Origin of the sequence: Anaerobacillus alkaliphilus (genome assembly GCF_004116265.1) — a bacterium.
In the GTDB taxonomy this organism is placed as follows: Bacteria; Bacillota; Bacilli; order Bacillales; family Anaerobacillaceae; genus Anaerobacillus; species Anaerobacillus alkaliphilus.
In genome coordinates this window covers 55,937-79,034 of record NZ_QOUX01000020.1, presented here as the reverse complement: position 1 = coordinate 79,034, position 23,098 = coordinate 55,937, and the positions used below count along the sequence as shown (strand labels likewise).

At 38.5% G+C, this 23,098-nt stretch carries 14 protein-coding genes; 5 read left to right on the top strand and 9 right to left on the bottom strand.

Annotated elements, in window-relative coordinates; all coding sequences use genetic code 11:
- Window positions 1-499 precede the first annotated feature (499 nt).
- Entirely contained in the window at window positions 500-1,951 is a 1,452-nt protein-coding gene (locus tag DS745_RS05055) for a stalk domain-containing protein (RefSeq protein WP_129077197.1), read from the top strand.
- 214 nt (window positions 1,952-2,165) lie between these two features.
- On the opposite strand, the gene DS745_RS05050 is transcribed toward DS745_RS05055, so the two are convergent.
- From DS745_RS05050 to DS745_RS05030, 5 genes are all read right to left on the bottom strand, one after another.
- On the bottom strand, window positions 2,166-3,218 hold the full coding sequence (locus DS745_RS05050; protein WP_129077196.1) for a glycosyltransferase family 4 protein: 1,053 nt from the start codon (window positions 3,216-3,218) through the stop codon (window positions 2,166-2,168).
- Between the two features lie 259 nt (window positions 3,219-3,477).
- Window positions 3,478-4,554 (bottom strand): polysaccharide pyruvyl transferase CsaB, encoded by a 1,077-nt coding sequence (gene csaB, locus DS745_RS05045; protein ID WP_129077195.1) that lies wholly within the window; start codon window positions 4,552-4,554, stop codon window positions 3,478-3,480.
- Entirely contained in the window at window positions 4,551-6,593 is a 2,043-nt protein-coding gene (locus tag DS745_RS05040) for a DUF5693 family protein (protein WP_129077194.1), read from the bottom strand. Before DS745_RS05040 ends, csaB begins: the two co-directional genes overlap by 4 nt.
- Window positions 6,594-6,599: 6 nt before the next feature.
- Window positions 6,600-8,180, bottom strand: a complete 1,581-nt coding sequence (locus DS745_RS05035; protein WP_241657719.1) for a putative polysaccharide biosynthesis protein — start codon at window positions 8,178-8,180, stop codon at window positions 6,600-6,602.
- Window positions 8,177-8,914: a WecB/TagA/CpsF family glycosyltransferase gene (locus DS745_RS05030; protein ID WP_129077192.1), complete on the bottom strand. Its 738-nt coding sequence runs from the start codon at window positions 8,912-8,914 to the stop codon at window positions 8,177-8,179. Before DS745_RS05030 ends, DS745_RS05035 begins: the two co-directional genes overlap by 4 nt.
- A 325-nt stretch (window positions 8,915-9,239) precedes the next feature.
- Between DS745_RS05030 and secA2 the strand changes: the two genes are divergently transcribed.
- Window positions 9,240-11,615 carry an accessory Sec system translocase SecA2 gene (gene secA2 / locus DS745_RS05025; RefSeq protein WP_129077191.1) on the top strand — a complete coding sequence of 792 codons (2,376 nt, stop codon included), beginning with the start codon at window positions 9,240-9,242 and terminating at the stop codon, window positions 11,613-11,615.
- A gap of 3 nt (window positions 11,616-11,618) precedes the next feature.
- Complete coding sequence (locus DS745_RS05020; RefSeq protein WP_129077190.1) at window positions 11,619-12,527, top strand: accessory Sec system S-layer assembly protein; 909 nt, start codon at window positions 11,619-11,621, stop codon at window positions 12,525-12,527.
- Between the two features lie 38 nt (window positions 12,528-12,565).
- Here the strand turns inward: DS745_RS05020 and DS745_RS05015 are convergent, their stop codons facing one another.
- Complete coding sequence (locus DS745_RS05015; RefSeq protein ID WP_129077189.1) at window positions 12,566-14,329, bottom strand: N-acetylmuramoyl-L-alanine amidase; 1,764 nt, start codon at window positions 14,327-14,329, stop codon at window positions 12,566-12,568.
- A 243-nt stretch (window positions 14,330-14,572) separates the two neighbouring features.
- Between DS745_RS05015 and DS745_RS05010 the strand changes: the two genes are divergently transcribed.
- Window positions 14,573-15,838, top strand: coding sequence for a stalk domain-containing protein (locus tag DS745_RS05010; protein ID WP_129077188.1), 1,266 nt, complete (start codon window positions 14,573-14,575; stop codon window positions 15,836-15,838).
- 691 nt (window positions 15,839-16,529) lie between these two features.
- Here the strand turns inward: DS745_RS05010 and DS745_RS05005 are convergent.
- Both DS745_RS05005 and DS745_RS05000 read right to left on the bottom strand, forming a co-directional pair.
- Complete coding sequence (locus DS745_RS05005) at window positions 16,530-18,422, bottom strand: S-layer homology domain-containing protein (RefSeq protein ID WP_241657718.1); 1,893 nt, start codon at window positions 18,420-18,422, stop codon at window positions 16,530-16,532.
- Window positions 18,423-18,521: 99 nt separating this feature from the next.
- On the bottom strand, window positions 18,522-20,804 hold the full coding sequence (locus DS745_RS05000; protein WP_129077187.1) for an S-layer homology domain-containing protein: 2,283 nt from the start codon (window positions 20,802-20,804) through the stop codon (window positions 18,522-18,524).
- Between the two features lie 217 nt (window positions 20,805-21,021).
- Between DS745_RS05000 and DS745_RS04995 the strand changes: the two genes are divergently transcribed.
- Window positions 21,022-22,185, top strand: coding sequence for an acyltransferase (locus DS745_RS04995; RefSeq protein ID WP_129077186.1), 1,164 nt, complete (start codon window positions 21,022-21,024; stop codon window positions 22,183-22,185).
- A gap of 206 nt (window positions 22,186-22,391) precedes the next feature.
- On the opposite strand, the gene DS745_RS04990 is transcribed toward DS745_RS04995, so the two are convergent.
- Complete coding sequence (locus DS745_RS04990) at window positions 22,392-23,096, bottom strand: S-layer homology domain-containing protein (RefSeq protein ID WP_161568181.1); 705 nt, start codon at window positions 23,094-23,096, stop codon at window positions 22,392-22,394.
- Between the last annotated feature and the right edge of the window lie 2 nt (window positions 23,097-23,098).

The following is a 23,098-nucleotide window of genomic DNA, read 5'->3' as shown; positions in this document are numbered from 1 at the left end:
TTGGACTGTAAATTGTTCAATTTGGACTGTAAATGTACCAGTTCCGCTCATAAACCACTCAGTTTGGACTGTAACCCGATATATGCAGCAATGTAACCACCTATGTTGCTACGTCCAAAGACGTTTTTTATAGGTATCTGTGTTTTTTATTCAAAAGAGGGTTAGATTTGTTGTCGCCTTTGGCTCTTTTTGAGGTTTGGACTGTAAATTGATCTGATTCGGACTGTAAACTGCTTAGTTTGCACTGTAAAAGTGCCAGGTTCGCTTATAAATTAGTAAGTTTGGACCGTAAATCAATTTTCAGAAACACCAACCCACGATGTTGCTGTTCGCGCAAAGGAGGTTTCATAAGATATAGTATCTGGTTGTAAAAATCTCATGAGAAAACCATTTTTTCCATATTCAAGCATAATGATTGAAATATTTAATAATTTAGAGTAACATTACTTTTAATTCATAGTATTTCTATCAGAATAATTACAAAGGAGTGTTTACAAGAATGAAAGTGAAAAAATGGTTTGCGAGTTTGTTAGTGTTTATATTGGTTGCTGGTTTTGGCTTCCCGCTTGTAGGAGCTGCTGCCGAGGCAAAGTATGAGGTTTGGTTAGCTGATCAAGGAACTCAAACGATACACATCTATGATCAAACACACAAAGAAATTGACACGATTGATTTTAAAAATATTGGAACAAAACCACACATGCTTGTTTTTGACGAACAAGGCGACTACGCGTACGTTGCAAATATGGGGACTGGAACTGTATCGGTAATTCGCGCTAGTGATCGCAAGGTATTAGCGACTTTGGAAACGGCACCTGGCGCGCATGCGGCTCTTCCAAGTCCAGATGGTAAAACAGTGTTAGTAGCTAACACACCTAGCCAAAGTATTTCGAAAATAGTAGTTGATAAAGAAAATGAAAAGTTTACAGTAGAGCGCACGATTGACCTGACGAAGTTAAAGGAATTAAGCAATGATAAAGAATTTCCTAACCGTAATCCTATTTGTATTTTCTTCACTCCAGATGGTAAAAAAGCTTACGTTACCATTGGCGGGGGTGGTCTTGTTATCTTAGACGCTGAAACACTAGAGGTTGTTCAAGCCTTTGGAAAATCAATTTTTGGTGCTCATGGGTGCGGATTGATTGTATCTCCTGATGGAAAAGAAATGTATGCAACTTCTGGATCAACAACATCTGGTCACTATTATAGCTTTGATATTGCCACGGACTCTCTAACTCACAAAGCATCTTCAGAAGGTCTTGATACGCACGGTGTAGCTTTCACTCCTGATGGAAGTCAACTATGGTTAGTAAACCGTGTTTCTGATGATGTAACAATTATGGATGTAAAAACAAAGAAGATTGTTGATAAGATTGATTACGTTGGTGATGCACCAGATTTAATTTCATTTTCTCCAGATGGGAAATATGCCTATATTAGTCTTCGTGGACCGGAACCAGCAACTGGGACACATAATATGGCTGGTAATACACCAGGTCTGGCAATCATTGACGTAGAAAAAAAGAAGCTAAAAGAAATTATTCCAATTAATACTAAAGGAACAGATCCTCATGGCCTAGACGTACGTGTCATTTCAGCACCAGAGGTAGCACCAAAAATAGTAACTGTAAAAAATGTTAGTAAAGAAATTGTTGTTGGTAAAAAAACTATTAAGCTACCAGTAGCAGTAAATAAATCAGCTAACGGAGAAGCACTAGTATCAGCCCGCGCTGTTACAGAAGCATTAGGTGGTTCTGTGTATTGGAATGCGAAAGAAAGAGCATTTGTATTGCAGGCGAACAATCAATTTGTAAAATTTACAATTGGTTCTGATACAGCTGTAGTTAACGGACGAACACATAAATTACAAAACAAGGTAAGTGTTGTTAACGGTCACTCACAAGTTCCAGCTAGCTTCTTGTTTGAGTTATTTGGGTATACAGTGAAATAAATTACGACGAAAAAAGGGGGAGCCTAAGGCTCTCCTTTTTTGATAGATAATTTTCGACTTAAGAAGTGTCTAGCTCCACCTCCCAACCCCTCGAGTTAATAAACTGCCAGATAAAAAAACCGCACTTTTTCCTGTCAGAACATTGCTTTACGGGGCTTGCGCTTTTCTTATTACAAAAAAACCATCCTCCGTCCCCAGAGAATGGTTTTCACATTTATATTTTTCTTACTGCACCAATGCGACTTAGGAAGTTAAGCATTGGTTTGTAGGTATTGCTCACTAGTCCAATCATTTCAACCATAAGCTCGATTCCAATAATCAAAAGCGTGACAATGAGAAATGCGCCCCATAAGGTTGATTGCGTTAGCAAGATTGCCGCTAAACCGAATAATGAACTCATTGCGTAGATAACAAGTACTGTTTTACGGTGGCTGTAGCCTAAGCGTAGTAAACAGTGGTGCAAGTGAGACTTATCTGGTGCAGATAGTGGCTTTTTGTTAACAAGTCGGCGAATAATCGCGAATAGCGTGTCTGAAATTGGTACACCTAGGATGATAACAGGAACCAATAACGAGAATAACGTAACATTTTTAAATCCAAGTAAAGATATGACTGAGATCATAAATCCGAGGAACAAGGCTCCTGTATCACCCATGAATATCTTTGCAGGATTGAAGTTGTAAATTAAAAATCCTAATGTGCTTCCCATAAGGATTAACGCTAACGCAACAACGAACATGTTGCCCATCATAAAGGCAATGGCAGCTAACGTAGCAAGTACGATTGAAGATACACCAGCAGCTAACCCATCTAATCCATCGATTAAGTTAATCGCATTTGTAATTCCAACGATCCAAAGTAATGTTAGTGGAATTGCGAACCAGCCAAGGTCAAGACGACCATCGAATGGTAAGTTAATGAAATTAACTTGCACGCCCCCCCATACAACGATACCTGCAGCTAAAATTTGTCCAGCGAGCTTCCATTTAGCCGAAAGCTCCAGCATATCGTCTAGAAAGCCGGTTACAATAATGACAAAACTTCCAAGAAGGATTGGCATTAAATATGGACTTTGTGGCTGTAAGAAGATAAAGCCAGCTAAGAACGCAATGTATATTGCTAAGCCACCTAAACGCGGCATTAGTTTTTGATGTACTTTACGGTGATTCGGTTTGTCTGTTGCGCCAATTTTAATTGCAAAGTTTTTAACGAGTGGTGTTACGGCAACAGCTGTTAAAAAGCAAAGCAGAAAGGTCAGTAAAATCATGTGGACACCCCTTATATATACCTTTTCCAAAAATGAATTTGTTATTTCTAAAATTATTAATTCACAAAAATTACTTGTATTTCTATTGAATTTTTTAGAAGTTAGTTTCGCTGGAAAACTATGTAATCTTCTAAACTAGCACCTACTTTTCGGATTATATCATACAATTAATAACAAGTGGTATAGAAAAAATATTAAAACTTTTCGCACAATTATTAAAAAACTAAGACCACGGTTCATTCTACCGTGGTCTTTCCTACTATTTTTTAAAAGACTGTAAAGCTAATATTGCTGTATTTTGAGATTCCAACTTAGCTTGATCAGCATATTTTTTAACATTATCTGTATACTTCGGTAAGTTGTTTAATTGTTGTTTTATTACTTCCAGCACTGTTTCTTCCGTCCAATTTGCTTCATTTACATGTGCAGCTACTGGTTGTTTCGCTAATTTTGCAAATGCATCAATTTTAGGATCATAGGATAAAGCTGTAAAAGGCGTGTCCATAACAGCTGCAAAAATTAACGCGTGCAATCTCATTCCAACTAACAATTGTGATCCGCCAATAACTGCAATTTTATCCGCAATTGAAAATTCATATGGAGCAATATAAGACTTTTTATCCATCATTTCGGCTACTTTAAACGAAGTTTTTTCGTCATGTTCACCGTGCATTGGCACAAAAACAATTTGGTGCTCGGATACGCCGTTCAAAGCTTTTGCGATCATTTCCAGATATTTAATCTCTGATGGCCAGTCACGAACGGAAACTGAGATATACTTCTTCTCAGTAAGACCGGTCTTCTCAAGCCATTCATTCGCATAGCCATCTTGGGATTCGATGCCTAATACCGGGTCTGGAACTTCAATAATTTCGTTTTTTATGCCAATTTGCTGTAAAAATTTCTTTGAAGCTTCATCACGTACAGAAATGAGTGCAGCCTTCGATAACGTAAACTTGGTGATTTTCTGATTATACTCTTTATCAACCGGACCAATTCCTTGTGCATATACGACAAAGGGTTTGCGGTGAAACTTTGCGATTAGCATGATCGCTGAATAATAGATCACGCTTCGGTTCCCTGTTTTATCTTGAAGCAAGCTTCCGCCTCCACTAATGAGGCCGTCAGCTTGCTTAATCGCCGCACTTACCTCTTTTAGCTTCCAACGATTAACTGCATCAACCTCATATGTGTTTTTCGTATAGTCAGGATCATTTGATAGAACTGTGATTTGCACGTGTTGATTAGCTTTTTTCAACGCTTGAATGATCGAAAAAAGAATAGCCTCGTCTCCAACATTGTGAAACCCATAATAACCCGATAACACTACTTTCATAAAGAGATCCTTTCTTTTATCATCGGAACGATTTTTTTCTCAATGTAACGATATACAAAGATTAAGATTAACCCAATGATAAAGCCTAACGTTAAGCTGTTAAATGTTCGTAATAATGAAACGCCAATTGGTGTATGGAGATGGGTAAATGTCCCCACCATTGATGAAAATCCAAGTGTTCCAAAAATCAATACTATCGGTGCCCATTTCTTTTTCATCATTGTTAAGTAAAGACCTAAAACGAACAATGGGAAACCAATTAAGAATTCCGTTGTTCTCGGACGAGCGGTTAAGACTTCTTCTAACCATTGACGGACAAATAACTCTCCTGGGATAACCATTCCTTGGTTACCTGTTCTACCGATGTAAAACAAAAGTCCCAATCCAATGATTGCAAATATAATTAGATGACCATATTTAATCGATTCTTTTAAAAGTGAGACCAGCTTACCAAGTACTTTTTTACTATTCGTCACCAGCTCTGATAATGTCGTCATTCTTCCGATCATGACAAATGCAACAACAATTGCCGGCAAAGCAGATAGTACTTTTACTCCGGTAAATCCTTCTATATAGACAAGATAGTCTGTCCCATACAACATAGAAATAACGAACCAAGCACTAACAGCTGCGATTGCAGCAGATTTTAGAAATTGTAAAATTAGCTTGCCCCAGCTCTCAACTTTATTTACTGAAATAACCGCAAAAATTGGCCCAACTAAAGCAACAAATAAAACAATTGCTTTCATTAATAAATGATGGCCGGTTACGAATTGGGCTGCTACTACGAGAGCGAAGCCACCTGTTGCTAATGTCGTTAACAATTTATTACTAAAGAACTTAGAGAAGAACAACAAGACAAACACTAAACCAGCTAGATAAACAATTGGGTTCATCCAAGTAGGCTTTGTTAACTGTTCGAATGGTTCTGCTTTGCCTTGTTGCATCCAATTTCGATTGCTTTTACTAAGCGTATCAATATATTCCGAGGTTCCGTCTAAGCCAATTTTGGCTTCAAAAGCTGTATTATACGTTCGATGTTCAATTGGATTAGCTCTTTTGTTCAAGGGATTAACAAACAAAATTCGATGATTTCGCTCTTGTAGCGCTCGAATAGACTGGTTTACGTACAAAATATCATTTTCGTTCCCTTTAGATCTTACCGTTAAACTAAATAATCTAACGACATCTTCATTGAGATTTTCCATACTCAGTAAATGGCCCATCCCTTTTTGGTCGTGGCCTTCAATCGTAATTATGTTAAATCCATATTCTTTTAAGAATTGAGCCATTTCCTCTAGATAGACCATGTAAGGAAAGCCAGTTACCTCGCCACCTAAAAACAGGACTTGATTTCCATATTTACTTAACTCTACAAATTCTTCGTAGATAAAGTGCTCTTGGATCGAGCCTACAAAATTAAAATCATTTGGAATTCTTGGGATGACTGAAAAACCGTAGTTTTTTAGTAAGTTTATTTGCTCAAAGTCATATCCAAGACTTTTTTCTCTCATTAAACGTTCTACTTGAATACTTTTTGGATCGATTCTTAAATTTGTCCGAGCTGGGATGAACATAAAATCATGATCACCAAGTGAAAAAAATTCAACAGGGCGGAATGGAATATTTAATTCCTCTGCCATCAATTTATATTCCATGTCAAAGATAGGTAAAACTCGTTCTATAAACGGGTGATCCATAACAATTCGGTAATACAATCCTCCAGCTGTTGGGATGTTCTCAATATATTCTGGATACGTTCCAACAATGAAGCTTCTTTGAACGTTTAAAATGTATTCTCTTCTCTCTAACTCTGATAAATTCACCGGTTCAATCGAAATTGTCGATAATCCCGCTTCTTTTAATTGAGCAAGCACTGACTCGATATTAAGCCACTGTCCCATTTCTTCAATCTGTCCGTATGGAAGAACAATTTCATACGTGTCATTTGCTTTTTCAACTTTTGATCTTTCTAATAAAATTGGTGTCGTGGCAATAAGAGCAACAACTACAATGGCCCAGAGTATTTTCTTTAACATTAGATGTCACCCTTTCATGGTTTTATATAAGCTTTTCGCTAAAAAATTCCCGACTATTGGGAAGGTAGCTAGTTCGTCTTTGGTAAGAGCTCTTAATAGAAGAACTAGGACACCATAAATACTACCACCTACAGCAATGCTTACTGCTGTATATAGCAATGCTGTTACCCTTGTCCATTCTTCAATCGTAAAAATGGTCAGCGGTAACGCAATGGCTGTTCCCATAAAAATACTTGAAACGGCAAAAACGATTGTTGCTCGATTGACGATCGAAAACGGTACGGTTTTATTGATCATCCAATAGTTTAAGGCTGTTAATACTACATAAGTGATCAATGTTGAAATAGCCGCACCTACTAATCCGTAAGCGCCTACTAACACGATGTTCAAGACGATTTTTACCGCGGCACTAATAATTACGATAATCGCAGCTTCATTAGAGCGATTCATTCCTTGTAAAACACCGGTCGTTAACACAGCTAATGAGGTAAACAATGCACTAAATGAAATGATGGCAATGACTAAGCTACCTTCTAAGTCTTTAAACAGTGCTAAGTTGACTGGTAATGTTAATGCCATTAGTCCAATCGCAGCTGGCCATGACGTTAAGTGGGTAAATTTAAGTGCTTTTTCAACAACCGTTTTCGTTCGTAAAATATCATTTTTAGCGAGCGCTTCTGTGACATATGGAATTAACGGCAATATTAAAGCACTCGCAAAAACGACGACAATTTGAACAAGTGTCAACCCGCGACTATAGATCCCGTATTGGTCAGCGACCTCTAAATTCACGAAGCCTGCATTTCGTAACTGCACAGGAATTGTCACTGAGTCCACTAAGTTTAATAAGGCCATCGTTAAAGCACCGATACAGATTGGAATTGAAAGCCAGAGAATTTTCTTTGACCATGCTTTAAATACTGCCCAATTGTATTTTTTTTCAGAAGCAGGCTTAAGCCCTGAACGATTAAACGTCCAGCGTAAAAATACAAGTGACGCTAGCACCCCAATTGATGACCCAACCATCACACCACCAGCGACAACATCACTGGCAGCTCCTCGGACCACAAGAATATATGCAATGACGAGGATCAGTGCCACACGAACAAATTGTTCTAACACTTGCGAGTATGCCGTCGGTTTCATGTCACCATAGCCTTGGAAAAATCCGCGGTAAACCGCCATATACGGTGCAAAAATGAGTGTTATCGAAACAATCATGACTGAATATGTAGCATACGGTCCGCCCAAGACAAGTGCGATTGTTTCTGAAAAAGTGAACATTAGCAAAAAGCTTAAACTTCCTAATAAGAACGTAATAATTCCCGAGGTAACAAAAATATTGCGAATGTCCTCATCAGAATTTTTTACCCTTGCCTCAGAGATCAGTTTAGAGATGGCAATTGGAATACCTGCCACCGAGATTATTAATACCGCCATGTAAACCGGATAAACGAGTGTGAAAATTCCAAGCACTTCGTTTCCGGCAATGTTTTGCAGCGGAATTCTAAATACGCTTCCGAGTAGTTTTGATAAAAATGTGGCAATCGTTAAAATAATGGCCCCTTTTACGAATGTTTTGCTCATGATGACCGCTTAACCTTTTGTCCGACGACTTTCATCGCAAAGTGAGGCAAAGCTAACATTCGACGCCATCGTGATGGTTGTTTTACTAGGCGATAAAGCCATTCAACGTTTAGCTTTTGCCAAATCTCTGGTGCACGCTGAACAGTTCCTGCAAGCACATCAAAGCTTCCGCCAATTCCCATGAAAACACCTTTCTCAAAGTTGTTAATGTTTGCGGCGATCCATTTTTCTTGGCGTGGTAAACCTAATGCAACGAAAACGAAATCCGGTTTCGTTGCTTTAATTTCATTCGGGATTTTATCGTCAGCCCAGTCAAAAAAGCCGTGATGTGAACCAACAATCTTCACTTTCGGAAATTGTTTCATTATCGTTTCAGAAGCTAATTGCAATACTTCTGCTTGAGCTCCTAATAAATAGATAGAAAGTGACTTTTCGTTTGCTAATTGTAACAGCTTCATAAACATGTCAAAACCTGTCACTCGCCCAGGTAATGGTGTTCCAAGTAATCCTGCTGCTTTCACTATCCCTATTCCATCTGCAGTCACGTAATCCGCTCGGTCAATGCACGTTTTATAATTGGCATCTTGGAGGGCATGAAGGACAATTTCAGGATTGGCAGTAACGACAAACGCTTTCTCATTCTTTTGAACGTGTTCAGATAATTTTCCAACCATCCCATCGAGGGTTGTATTAATAAAGTTAACTCCTAATATTGATACTGTTTTTTTTGACATTAATTATCACCAACTTACATTTTTCTGTCCATATACTTACAAATCATATCAGAAATAAGCGATTATGGGAATCATCCGTTGTATTTCTTTAGGGTGGCAATAGATTTTATCCACCTGGTGTGGATTTTTAGTGATTTTTGTCTTTTTATGGTGTCAGGCACCCCAAATGGACATTTCTGCTATTTTGTCCATTTGGGGTGCCTGACACCTGTTTTTCCATAAATTAGTTTGCCCGTTTCATCAATTTTCGACTTCCAATTATAACAAATCAATTTTCTTTCATGATATACTACTACAAGATGAGTTTTTTTAAGGAGAGAAAAGTATGTTCACATTTGTTAAAAAGATGATTGGTGATGAACAACAACGTAAAGTGAAAAAGCTACAAAAAATCGTTGCTGAAATTAACGCATTAGAACCAACGATCGCTGAGCTTTCTGATGAGCAATTAAAAGCAAAAACAACCTTTTTTAAGGACCAATTAGCGAATGGAAAAACAATAGATGATATAAAAGTTGAAGCCTTTGCCGTTGTCCGTGAAGCGTCAAAGCGTGTTCTCGGACTACGACATTTCGATGTCCAATTAATCGGTGGGCTTGTATTAAATGAAGGAAACATTCCTGAGATGGCGACTGGAGAAGGGAAAACACTAGTAGCATCCCTGCCAAGTTATTTACGAGGCTTAGAAGGCAAAGGCGTTCACGTTATCACAGTAAACGACTATCTTGCCAAACGTGATAGCCAGTTGATCGGTCAAGTCCACGAGTTTCTAGGGTTGACGGTTGGATTAAACATCTCTAACCTTTCCCCAGCTGAAAAGCAACAAGCATATCAAGCCGATATTACATATGGAATTGGTAGTGAATTTGGCTTTGATTATTTAAGAGATAACATGGTATACGCACCGCAGCAACGTATGCGTCAACGCCCGTACCATTTTGCGATTATTGATGAAATTGATAGTGTCCTAATTGATGAAGCCAAAACTCCATTAATTATTGCTGGAAAAACAAATGTAAATCCAAACCTCTATCATATTTGTGCTCGTATGGCTAAGAGTTTTAAAGAAGACAAAGATTACTTATACGATCGCGTAAGTAAATCTACGAACCTAACTGACGATGGAATTACCAAAGTAGAGCGAGCTTTTGGGGTAGACAACTTATATGAGTTAGAACATCAAACACTTTATCACTTTGTTCTGCAGGCATTACGTGCTCGCGTTATGTTCCAGCGTGACGTTGACTACATCGTTAAAGACGGAAAAATCATGCTTGTCGATATGTTTACTGGCCGAATTATGGAAGGACGAACATTAAGTGACGGCCTTCACCAAGCTATCGAAGCAAAAGAAGGCATTGAAATTACTGAGGAAAATAAAACTCAAGCATTAGTGACTATTCAAAACTATTTCCGTATGTACCCAACCCTAGCCGGAATGACTGGGACAGCGAAAACAGAAGAAACGGAATTCCAAATGCTTTATGGGATGCATGTCGTTCAAATTCCAACGAACAATCCAAAGATTAGAGAAGATCTTCAAGATCGTATTTATAAAACAATTGATCAAAAATATCTAGCCATGGCGAACGAAGTTGAGCGCCGTCATCAAACAGGTCAACCGATTTTAGTCGGGACAACTTCTATTATTCAATCAGAAACTGTTGCTAAGTATTTAGATGCCAAACAATTAGCGTATGAAATTCTTAATGCAAAAAGTGTAGAGAATGAAGTACGCCTTATTTCAACGGCAGGTCAAAAAGGCCGTATCACGATTGCTACGAACATGGCAGGTCGTGGAACTGATATTATGTTAGGTGAAGGCGTTGCTGAGCTTGGTGGACTCTTCGTCTTAGGAACAGAAAAACATGAAAGCCGACGAATTGATAACCAGTTAAAAGGTCGTTCAGGTCGTCAAGGTGATCCAGGTGCAACACAATTTTTCATCTCGATTGCTGACGAAATGATGCTTCGTTTTGCAAAAGAGGATGTTGAGAAATGGCAAGAAACGTTAACTGCTGATGAGACTGGCCTAATTTCTAACAAGGAAGCACATGAATTTGTAGAAAAAATCCAAAAGATGTGCGAGGATAGTAATTATGCTGCTCGTGAATATACACTAAAACTAGATGACATTGTCAACGAGCAACGAAACGTAATCTATGAACTGAGAAACAAGGCTTTAGAGGGCGGAGATGCTCTAAGATTAATTACTCCTATGGTGAAGTCAGCTAGCAAATCTTATATCGAGCATTACTGCCCTGAAGGATTTTTACCTGAAGAGTGGAATTTATCAGAGCTAGCTGAGCGATTAAATCATCTACTTATCCACGAAGATTTTACGTTTGAGGGAACTGAATTTTTAGAGCACAGTGAACTTGAAAGCTTTGTTGATAAGAAAGCAGATGGGATGATTTCGTATATTGAAACATTCTCAGAAAATAGTGACGTTCAAACAAGAGCTAGCCAAATTTTATTATTAAATATCGATATGCGCTGGTTGCAGCATATTGAAGAGATGACAAGGTTAAAAGAAGGAATTGGGCTTCGTGGCTATAGTCAAGAAGATCCAATGCGCATCTATCAACGTGAGGGCTTCCAACTTTTCCAAATGATGTACTCATCACTTGAAAAAGAGGTTGTCATTCAATTAGGCGTATCCTTAAAGACTTCTTTAACTGAAGAAACGGAGGAAAACTAAAACATGTTGCCTTTTTTCAAAAAAAATGATGGTGAAAAACCTAAACTAGAGGGTGCAGAAAGTGCTGTATCCTCAGAGGATATTTTATCCGAAGAAGTTATGGAAGCTTCTGATGAAACAGATGTAGAAACAGAACTTTCACTACATCCAGCTTGGACCTTAACAAAGGAAGATATTTATTCATTTCAGTTTTTGAATAACGAATGTCCTCCATTGAAACCAAACCAGTTATCATTGTCTGGGATCAACATTATTCAAGATGGTGATGACTACCGAGTAACTGCTTTCGTTCGTAACAGTTTAGAAAAAGCTATCTCACTAGGCGATACTACATTAGTATTGTTAAATGAAAATGATAAAGTCTTAGGACGTAGAGTGTTTCAACTTGCTGAATTAGGTGAAATTCCAGCACGTAGTAGTAGACCTTGGAACTTCTACTTTACGAAAAAAGATTTGTTGTCAACAAACATTCCAGCTGAAGGCTGGAAGTTAGCATTTCTGCTTGAAACTCCAGTACCTGAAAAACACACTCTGGATTTAGAGGACAGCTGGGAAAAAGCACTTTCAAGTGCAAATAAGAAACAACTCAAGAAAATCGTTGAAGACTTAGGAGCGCCAAAAGAAGGTGAAGTCAACTTCATTGGCTTACAAGCAAAAGTCGCTACTGAAGGCGAGCTTCAAATTACGTTACTTATCCGAAACGGTAGTAAGAAAGAAGTTCAACTAGAAGAACTTCCTTTAGTGGTAGAGGACGCGGCAGGAGATATTGTTGCTTCTGGAGGATTTAAATTAGATAATCTTAAGGTTAAAGGAAATACAACAAAACCTTGGACATTTATCTTCCCAAAAGAACAGGTAACAAAAGCTACTCCTGACTTCAGCCGTTGGAAAGCATATCCACCGAATAAATAAGCTAGCAAAAAAGGTTGCCCATCGGAGGGCAACCTTTTTTATTTGTAAAATTTTAGAATTCCTTCAACTATGGCTTCAGCAGATTTCTGACGAAAATCATCTTTTGCCATCATTTCGGCATCTTTTTTATTACTAATAAAAGCTAATTCTACTAAGACACTTGGCATTGTTGTTGAACGGATCACTTGGAAATTTCCTTGTTTAACGCCACGATCAAACGTACCGAGTTTTTGAATAAGACTTGTTTGAATTTCTTCAGCAAGCCTTTTACTCTCAGGTCCGCTATGTGTTGTATTCCAAAATGTTTCAGTACCATTTGCAGATGTATTTTCCGCAGCATTGGCATGAACACTTACAAAAGCATCTGCCTTGTGTTTATTAGCAAACGCCGCTCGTTCACCCGGCTCTAAAAACGTATCATCTGATCGAGTCATTAGAACCTGATAACCTGCTTGCTCTAGAAGCTTTTGGACGCGAAGACTAACATCAAGAATAATTTCCTTCTCTTCTAAGCCATTCCCAACAGCACCAGGGTCTTTTCCACCATGACCTGCATCAATGACAATTAATTTTTTCGTGCTTGATTTTTTGAAAAAAGTGAGTGTAAAAGCTGAAACTGTATCTAAAGGAATAACCGAGTATCCGTCCTTAGTTGTTAAAGTTATAATTGTGCCTGCTTCGGTAGTTTCATAGCTAATTAATTCAATTGCTTCATTAACTAAGTCAATTTCTTCAATTAAGTTAGCATCTGTTGTTAACTGTACTATGTTATTACTAACGTTAGATTGTACAACTGTTCCACCTAACTTTGACCATGAAAGGATGAATTGTTCATCTTTTGTTGTGATGGTAGGACTAGCTAACACTTTGATTCTCTTTTGTTCAATATCAAAAATTTCAACATGTGCAGAATTAAGGAACCCTTCCATCCCATCAACGTAAACTTTCAGCCACTCTTTTGTAGCTCCAGTAACAAAGACGGTTTGGTCTTTGACCAACCTAGCTAAAACTGCTTCAGTTGTACTCGGCCCTAAGCGAAGATTTAGCGTACTAGCTGTTACCCTTGCCTGCAAGCCTTCTAGATTAACAGGCTGTGAAATCGATTTTACATCTTCAATAACTTCCTCTACTTTTATCACACGATCAATATTGGCGGTTCGAGTTGCTTGATCCCAAGTAACTTTGGCACCAAATGTCTCAGAGAAAAAACGTAAAGGTAGCAATGTTCGATTTTTTTGGAGTGCAGGAGCAGCATCTAGGATAACGGCTTCCTCGTTGACGACGGCATTTACATCATCAATTGTAAACACTACATGTTTATTCGTATCTTTATCTATCGCGGTAACCTGTCTTGTCGATTGGTTCCAAGTAACATTAATACCAAGGGCTTCACTTATTGCTCGGAATGGAACAAGAATTCGTTCCCCACCTGGTACCTTCACTGTTGGTGGATCAAACTCTAACTCAAGTTTCTTACCATTAACGTTAATAGTTGTTTCAGTTTGTTTTGAAGGTGAAATTTTTGGAGGTTTAACTTCTATGTACTTCTTAGAAACATAACCTTCTTTTGATTGAACATTGACGTGATACCAATCACCTTTGCTCCCTTTAATAACTACTTTGTCACCTTTTTTTAGGATCAACACAATGCTTGAGCTAGTAGAATTACTAGAACGCATATTCAGTTGATCAACGGTTACAATACCTTCTGAGTTCGTGGCTGATGCCGTTATAGCTGGGACCGTAGCAAAAAACATGAGAAACAAGACAAACCCAAAACTATATCGGATATACTGACGCAACCCAACACCTCCTCAAAGTTTTTACAGCGAAAATTAGATAATTCGTCCTAATTCTAGCTATTTATGAAAAATATAACATAAAACTAGCTTTTTTTGTGGAAAATCCTACAAAAAATAACAGTAACTTTCGAACTATTTTTTAGACAATGTCGAGTCTCCTAAATATTGGGGTTTATAGAAGTGTATTTGTTTGATATAGTAGTAGTTAGGTATTCGAAATATAATGATAGAGGTGAGTCCGTTTTGCTAAAAAAACTATTAGTCATCGCTATTTTGTTGGGTAGTATCATCCTCCCTTTTGATAGCGCCTCTGCTTCAAGCCAAGACATTAAAGTATACTTAGACAATTTCGAATTAAAGTTTGACGTTCAACCGAGAATGGTCGCAAATCGTACGTTAGTCCCATTCCGAAAACTATCTGAATCAATCGGAATTAATGTCCGTTGGGACGGACCTAATCAGACAATTTATGCTACTGGGAACGGTACGGACGTAAAATTAGTGATGAACTCGCGCACTGCTGTTGTTAATGGAAAAAACGTTACACTTGACGCTGCTCCTTTTACTGATAACAGTCGTACGTTAATCCCATTACGTTTTTTTATGGAAACGTTTGATGCTAAGGTAGAGTGGAATCAACAGAGTCGGGAGATACGAGTCACTTCGGCTCAAAGAGATATGTATACAATGGCGTTTTATGCTTTAGGATCGTTTGAACGTCGTCAGTATATTCCAAAGTTTGATAGTGTTGCTTATGGCTGGGCTTCGATTGATCGCAATGGGAACTTTATCACAGCAAGACGTGACAGTGCTGGAAATCTAATAGACTACTATTGGCCAGTTGATCATTCATTAGCATCAACAGCTGATCTGATCTATTCAGGTCAAAGTGTCGGTGGCGAAGCGTTTTTAATGGTGGCAGCGTTAGATTATAACATTATCAATACTTTGGTTCATGATGCTTCGAAAACTCAACGTGCGATTAACGAGATGGTTAGTCTAGCGGTAGCAAGAGGTCTAGATGGAATTATGATAGATTTTGAGGGTATTAGAAACAGAGCTGATCATGATACAACAAAGCGTGCATTTACAGCATTCATTGAAAAATTATCAGTAGAAGCTAAGAAGAATAGTCTGAAGCTTAGCGTAGCATTAGTTCCGCCAAATAATGCGTTTAGTGGTTATGAATATGGGAAGATAGCTCGCGTCGTTGATTTCGTATTCTTAATGGCGTATGACTATCATCCGCGTGTAGTAGGTGACCCATTTGGGCACATGCGTCCCGAGCCACTTGAGAGTATTGATGCGGGCATACAGTTAACATTAAAAGAAGTTCCTAAAGAAAAGCTAGTTCTTGGCGTGAATTTGGTTCATGAAACAAATTCATCTATACCAAATGTTATCGGTTTGGCTAAGCGTCATAACCTAAAAGGTGTTGGGTTCTGGCTTGTGAGAAGCTTAGATGACCAGAAAATTTCCGTAATTAATCGTTCGGTAAAGTTAAAATAATCAAAGTTTGAGCCCATGCAGGCGATTGATGCTCCTGACATGGGCTTTTTTGTCTGTTCTGAGGGGATGCGGGCTCGGCTCTGAGGGAAAGTTTGAACTTTTTTGGGGATTTATCTAGTCTAACTTAGGCGTTTTATTAGTTAAGTGGTAAAGACGTCTTGCTCAGGTGGACTTTTGTTATTTTGTCCATGTGGATCGCACGCCGGAGACTAGGAATTTTTTTATTGTCCAAATCTAAGGTTTTATGAGTGGAAATTGATGTTTTATTGTCCGATTTAAACTGTTTATTGTCGAGTATCATTGGTTTATTAGCGGAACGTGGTTTTCTCCAATATAAAGCACATGTTCCACCCTCCAAGGCGTACAGCATATACTGCAAAAATTAACTTATGAGCGAAACTGAGCAGTTTACAGTCCAAAATCAAGACTTTACGAGCCAAACTAGACTATTTACAGTCCAAACTCGGCACTTTATGAGCGAAACGCACTTTCCAACCTATAAGCGGACTTTCACCAGCCGATCATCCGCTCTTAAAAACAAACAAATTAATCCTTTTTTTGTTGCCCAGACTTATTTTTATTATGCTAAGCGAACAAATATTTCCCTGGGAAATAATCCCCCCTCCAATGCACACTCTCCACAACGCAAAAAACCACCTTTCAAAAAGGTGGTTTTTCCCTTAGTATATTCTTACTCAAACGTAAGCTTCTGAACAAAGTTACTATTAATAAAGCCTTCCTTCGATGTAGCATGGTCAGAGATGATCTTGTACCATAATCCATCTGGTTGAACTGTCTCTTCCAAGATCGCCACGTAACGTCCGGCTTTCAGATGTGTAAACTGAACAGTTGATGGGCTAACCACCGGTTGTGTTCTTACGTTAACATTATCCGAAGTTACAATTCCAATCACATACTTGTTGTAATCCTTACGATTGTGGAACTTATCAACTCGGTTCATATGACCGGCAATTTTTTGTCCCCAATATGGATCTGATGCATAACGAACGTTTAGGCCTTTGCTCTTATTTCCAAGCACAGCACCGTTATAACGCCAGTTCCCAATTGAAAAGTAAGTTGTTGATAAAAATCTTGCTGCATGCAAAATACAAGCTTCCATAGAAACGAATGTATCTGCATTTCCTTCTGGGTCACTGTCTGTGGCATTTAAGCCAAACAGGTTATTCTTTTCGCGAGCAATCTTACTTGTCGCCCAGTCACTCTCATGAATTGCTTTCGAGAATAAGTATAGCGCATTTACTCCATAAAGCTCTTGTGCCTGAATAAACACATGACCAAGATCTTTAAGTGGACTGTCAGGTCGGAAATGAGCCACATATGCATTTAGCTCTTCTGCTGTATAGTTTGACACCGTTTGTAACGGTAGGTAATTAAAGTATTGAGTATACGTAACCGTTTTATTGTTATTAATCCCTACAAAATCGATACCATTCCAGCTGCGGTATGTTTCTCCATGGCTCATTTGTTTAGGTGCTGGTCCGTAAATGTATGCTCCAGTTGTTCTCTTGAGATGGTCATAAATGACATGGCGGATTTCGCCATTAACCACATCATAGTAGGACTGTTGCTTAATAATTGGCGTTGGAATTAGTAAAACTTCATTTTGCTTCACAAAGCCAACTGTATTCGAATCGGCAATTTGTACTTTGACCTTTTTATCATCAGAGCCAAGGTAACGTAACTCTGTTCCAGGAGAAACATACGTTAAGTTAGTTTTCATTGTCTCTTCGTAAATTTGCAACGTCGCAATCCCAGGTGGTGGCGCTGCTACGACGATCCCATTATTCATTTTGATAACTTGTTGACCAAGAACGATCACCTGTGAATTAGGATCAATTAGGTTGGCTAATGCATCTGCATAGCTTAAGTATTGAATTGGTGCAACAGAGAGCTGCCCATTACTAATCGTAGCAATTTGATAATTTACTACTTGTTCGCCACCGCTATTAATTACGTACAACATTCTGTAAATGAATGCTGCAGCATGTGCCCTTGTTGCATCTTCTTTTGGGGCAAAACGGAGTTGGCCTTGCCCTACGGGGTTCCCTTTAATAATTCCAAAATACACATTATGTGAAACGGCTTCTCTAAATGATGGTGCAATTTGCTCTACATCTATAAATGGTAAATATACTGCTGTACGTTTGATAGACTTATAAGCTAGTGCTCTATCAATCATAACAGCCATTTGTTCGCGTGTAATTCTTTGATCTGGTTTAAATACGTTTCCTGGATAACCACTAACAATACCAGCTGCTGCTGAGCGGTAAATTCCATCAGCAAGTCCAACACCTCTAGTAACATCATCAAAGTTCTCTTGTGTTGGAGGTGGGCTTGGTAACTTTAAGGCCCTCGCTACAAATGTAGCAAATTGACCTCTCGTGATCGGATCATTCGGTGCAAATACGCCTTCACGGTAGCCTTTCATAATGCCAAGTTCAACTACCGCTCTCATTTCTGTTTCTAAATTATGGCCTTTTAAGTCATCTGCGGCAACACTAGGTGCTGGTATTAACGCGAAAAGCATGAGTAGCGTTAATACTATGATAAACGGTTTCCTCACGGTTCGTACTCTCCCCTTCTCTAGTAAACTAACTTATAATTATCTTACTTTTCTATCAAATGAAAAACTAGTACGTATTTAATGGAAATAGTTTAAGAGCTATTTTATTAACCTTGATAAAAACACTGAAAACTCAGCTCTTGTTGTATCGCTGCTCGGTTTGAACGTGCCATCAGGGAAGCCTTTCGTTACATCATTTGCAGCAAGGGCTTGAATAGCTCCATTAGCCCAATGCTTGCTGGCAACATCCTTAAATGTCACATCACTAACGCCATTTAACTTATAAGCCCTCTGTAAAATAACGGCCATTTCCGCACGAGTTAATGTCTCACGAGGCTCAAAGCGATTACCTGTTTTCCCTGTAAACAACCCTTCGTCTGCTACTGCAGCAATGACATTGTAATTAGGTGTCGACTTAGTTACATCCGCAAAGCCCGGATCTGGTCGATTATCAAGCTTTATGCCTAACTCGCGAACGAGCATAATTGCTGCTTGCTCTCTCGTTATCGATTGATTTGGTCGAAACGAACCATCAAACATCCCAGTAATAACATTTCGATCATTTAACATGCTAATCGCACTAAGTGCCCAGTGACCAGTTTTCATATCCGTAAATCGATCTACTTGATAATTACTTTGGTAGATTGCCTGAATTTGATCAATGTAAAGTGTTCCTTTACTCTTCTTTTGGTCAGCTGTTTGCACCACATACATTCTCTCTAGTGAAATCGGTAAAGGTAGATCATTAGGTACATTCGCTCTTACATAACGCCAGCCCGTCCAAGTCACTCCTGCTTGTGTTGTAAAATCAATGTTGTGCTGCTTTCCTTGTCCATCAAAAATCGTTCCTCGAAGCCAATGACCTCGACCATCGCCAAATACCCAAGCTCCTACTTGTAATGGACGATCATCAAAAAGGATAGGACGGTTACGGACTAAATATGCTGCAGCTGTTCCTGATGGACCAGTTAAGTCATAGTTCAACCTTACTGCGGGTTCACCATTACGAGCTGGTGCAGACCCTGTGTTCATAGCAATCGATGCCGTAGCTCGCGCTGTCTCAATTTTCCAATCAGCAGCACGTGTCATTGGATCAACAATGATCGCTTGTTCAGTCACTTTCTTCGGCGCTCTCGTATCGACTACCTGTAAAGTTGATGAAACACCTCTTTGATTGCCATCAGAAGGACTATTTACGAGCGCAGGGAAACCATAGCCTGGATTTCGAACAACCATTGTGGTTGAACCGCCCCCGTCTAGATTAATCGCATAATCTGCTCCTAACGAAATGAGGTATTCTGCAAGTCGTTGTAGCGATACTCCGTTACTAAAACCACTTTGACGCCCGTCAATTGTTACTAGAAAAACTTTATCACGATCCTTTGAGTAGGCGACTGCCGTACGCGGATGTGGGTCTCTTGCAAACGAACTTGTAAGACTCATATTTATATTTACTTTTCCATCTCTAACTAAAATTGGGCCTGTCCCAATCATGTACCTTGCATCCTGCCATTTTGGATCAATGCCAATATCAATGGAAATTTGGTCCCCAACTTTGACGTTAGCTAATGAACCTGCTAATGCTCCACCATTTCCAGAAAGGACAAAGCCGTTAGCAGGGATCTCAGAATTGACATGCTCTCCTAATCTAGCAACCTGCGAAACTGTTCCAGTCACTCGGTCTCCAAATGAAAGTTGATTCATATTTTTTGAAGCATTCGTAACAACAATTTCTGTGGACCACTGACTAGTTTGTTGTCCGACAGTCTTTGTTCGATTTGTTGGTGTAAAAAGCACAAGCTCATTACTAAATCTTTGTGTATTAATGGAATGAATTCGAAGACTATTTCCATTATGTATCATTCTTAGGTTTGGCTCATAGTTGTCAATCAACGGCTTGCCGTCTTTAGCTATTCCAAAGGCATTTCTTTGAAAATTTGGGCCGTTAGCATCTGGCGATAAAATACCAAAATGTAAAATCTGATTATTCAACGCAATTAAGTTAGCAGGTAATGAAAAACCTGTTCCTGTTTCATTAAAGGATGCATTAACTGCTCCGACTACTTGATGATCAACTCGGTTGTTTAATAGAGCTTGTACACCAGTTGTGGATAATCTTGTAATTGGTGACGTTACATTTAAATTAAGTCTCGTAAACGGATCATTGATATTTACATCTAGTACATTTACATTCTGGTTTGATGTCTCAGTAGAGAACTTTTGATTTGTATAAAAAACTCCAGGTGACACATGAAAACCAGCTTCAGATCTCTTCTCTCCTAAAATGGTTGTAGCTCCTACTGTAGCCATTGAAGAGAACGTTAACATCGTACATAAACCAATAATTGCCAATCTCTTTAAACCTCTATGACTGAACCTCAAGTCGATCAACTCCTATACTAAAACTTGCTCACCTCTATTACTCTACCAAATTTTTGCTAGGAATGCAGTTGAATTTTAAAAGTTTATAAGATATTTTTAGGAAAATTGTTGGAAATTGGCATGGACAAACGTCTCTAATGCGTTATGATATATAGTGGATAATTATTTCCAAAAGGATAGATATAGAGATGAAATAACTAGGTAAAGGAGTTTTTTGATGATAAATAAAAAGGAGCCAATCGATGAGCTTTATTTGGTCCGAACACTAGCGATTATCGGAGTCATAATGGTTCACTCGACGTCATTTATAGTTCTCAACTTAAATCAGAGTTCCACATACTGGCCTTTATATAATTTCTTAAATATCTTTTTTAAGTTTGGAACACCGACATTTATTTTCCTAAGTAGTATTGTGCTTTTTTACAATTACTTTGATCGACCGATTGATAAAAAGCTTATCAGAACGTTTTATTCAAGAAGGATGCTTTATATTATTCTTCCCTATCTACTATTTTCGGTGCTGTATTCAATCCTACTGATTGTTAATAACAGCTGGTTAAACTGGTCATATCTATATACAGATGTACCGCAACGAATTCTAGAAGGAAGAGCTTATACTCATCTGTATTTTGTTTATATTAGTATTCAATTCTACATTCTGTTCCCACTTTTCTTATATATTTGCCAAAAAAGTCGTTGGGTGACTCGCAATCTGATTTGGCTTGGGATTCTAATCCAGTGGGGATTTGTTCTATACAACCATTACTATTTGGGCTATACACGAACTGGTAGCTTATCAATTTGGTACTTCTCATATTATTTTATCGGAGCTTACATTGGGATTTATTATAAGGACGTTGTTGGTTGGTTAAAAGTAAAGCGCGAAAACTTACTGACTAAAAAAGCATTGTTTTGGTTTCCACTTTGGGGGCTTTGGATTGCGAGTGCATTAGCTCACGTTTATTTATGGTATATTGTTCGCACGGCAAGTGCAGTTGTTGATACGAAGATCTACACATTATTATGGAATGTTCATACGTTAACGACCGCTATTGTTTTATTGCAAATTTCCTATTGGATTTATGCAAAATGGTCACCAAAAATTATTAATACGATGATCCATCTTGGGGTAGTTTCTTTCGGAGTGTACTTGTTCCATCCATTTATTTTGTACTACTACCGTATGATTGAATTCGGTGGAAACCCAGTCGTTTACCATTTATCTGTGGTAGGAGGCTTCTTATCCGCCCTTCTAGGTTCGTGGATTGTAGTTGGACTTACGATGAGATATTTAAAATGGTCATGGTGGATTTTTGGAGCTATCCCAAGATCGATGCCATATATGAAAAAACGAGAAGAAGTTAAAAAAGAAGTTGCATAAAAAAAGAGGCAGACTCAATAGGTCAATGAAAAATGATTTTGAGGTCCGCCTTTTTTTCTAGTCTGTTGTGGATACTACTACGGACAACTTTTTTTTTGCTGTTGTTTTATTTTTTGCGGTCATAAGGTGGCCGCGAAATTATCCTGATCAACCAACTCGACTCATAATACCACAAAAGAGGGTGCCAAAAGCACCCTCTTCCATTACTAGTGTTTAAATCGATCATCCAATGTTCGTGCTAAGAATAACGCAAACTCAGCTCTTGTTACTTGGGCATTTGGGTTAAATGCGCTACCTCCTTGAGCAGTAATTCCATTTGTCGCCAACTTATTAATACTGTGGTATGCCCAGTGGCTATGCCTTACATCAGTAAATGAATAAAATCTTGGTGGTTGTGCATAATTGTATGCTCTGTTTAATAATACAGCTAGTTCGGCACGGGTAATATTATCATTTGGACGAATAAGTCCATCAGAGCCAACTAATACTTTTTCACGTTCAAGAGCTGCCATATAGTCATACGCCCAATGTTTTGTCGTAATGTCACGAGCTTTGATTACATAACTTGGTGGTGCTTTGTAACCTTTATCTAATGCAATAATCTTGGCAATTTCAGAACGTTTAATTGGGGCCTTCGGATTAAACTTTCCGTTCGAACCTTCTAATAATCCGAGACCTGCTAAATATTCAATTGCCCCAAATGCAAAGTAATCTACCCCAACATCGCTAAAGGTTGGTACTATGATGATTTCCTCTTCCTCTTCTTCCTCTTCTTCTTCAAAAATCATCTCTTCTTCAGCTACTAATTCATCTTCTTCAAGCTCTTCTGCAAAGCTAGGAACTGCTGCTAATGCTGTACTCATCGCAAATGTCCCAGCTACCATTAGTTTTAAGAATTTAGATTTACTCACGC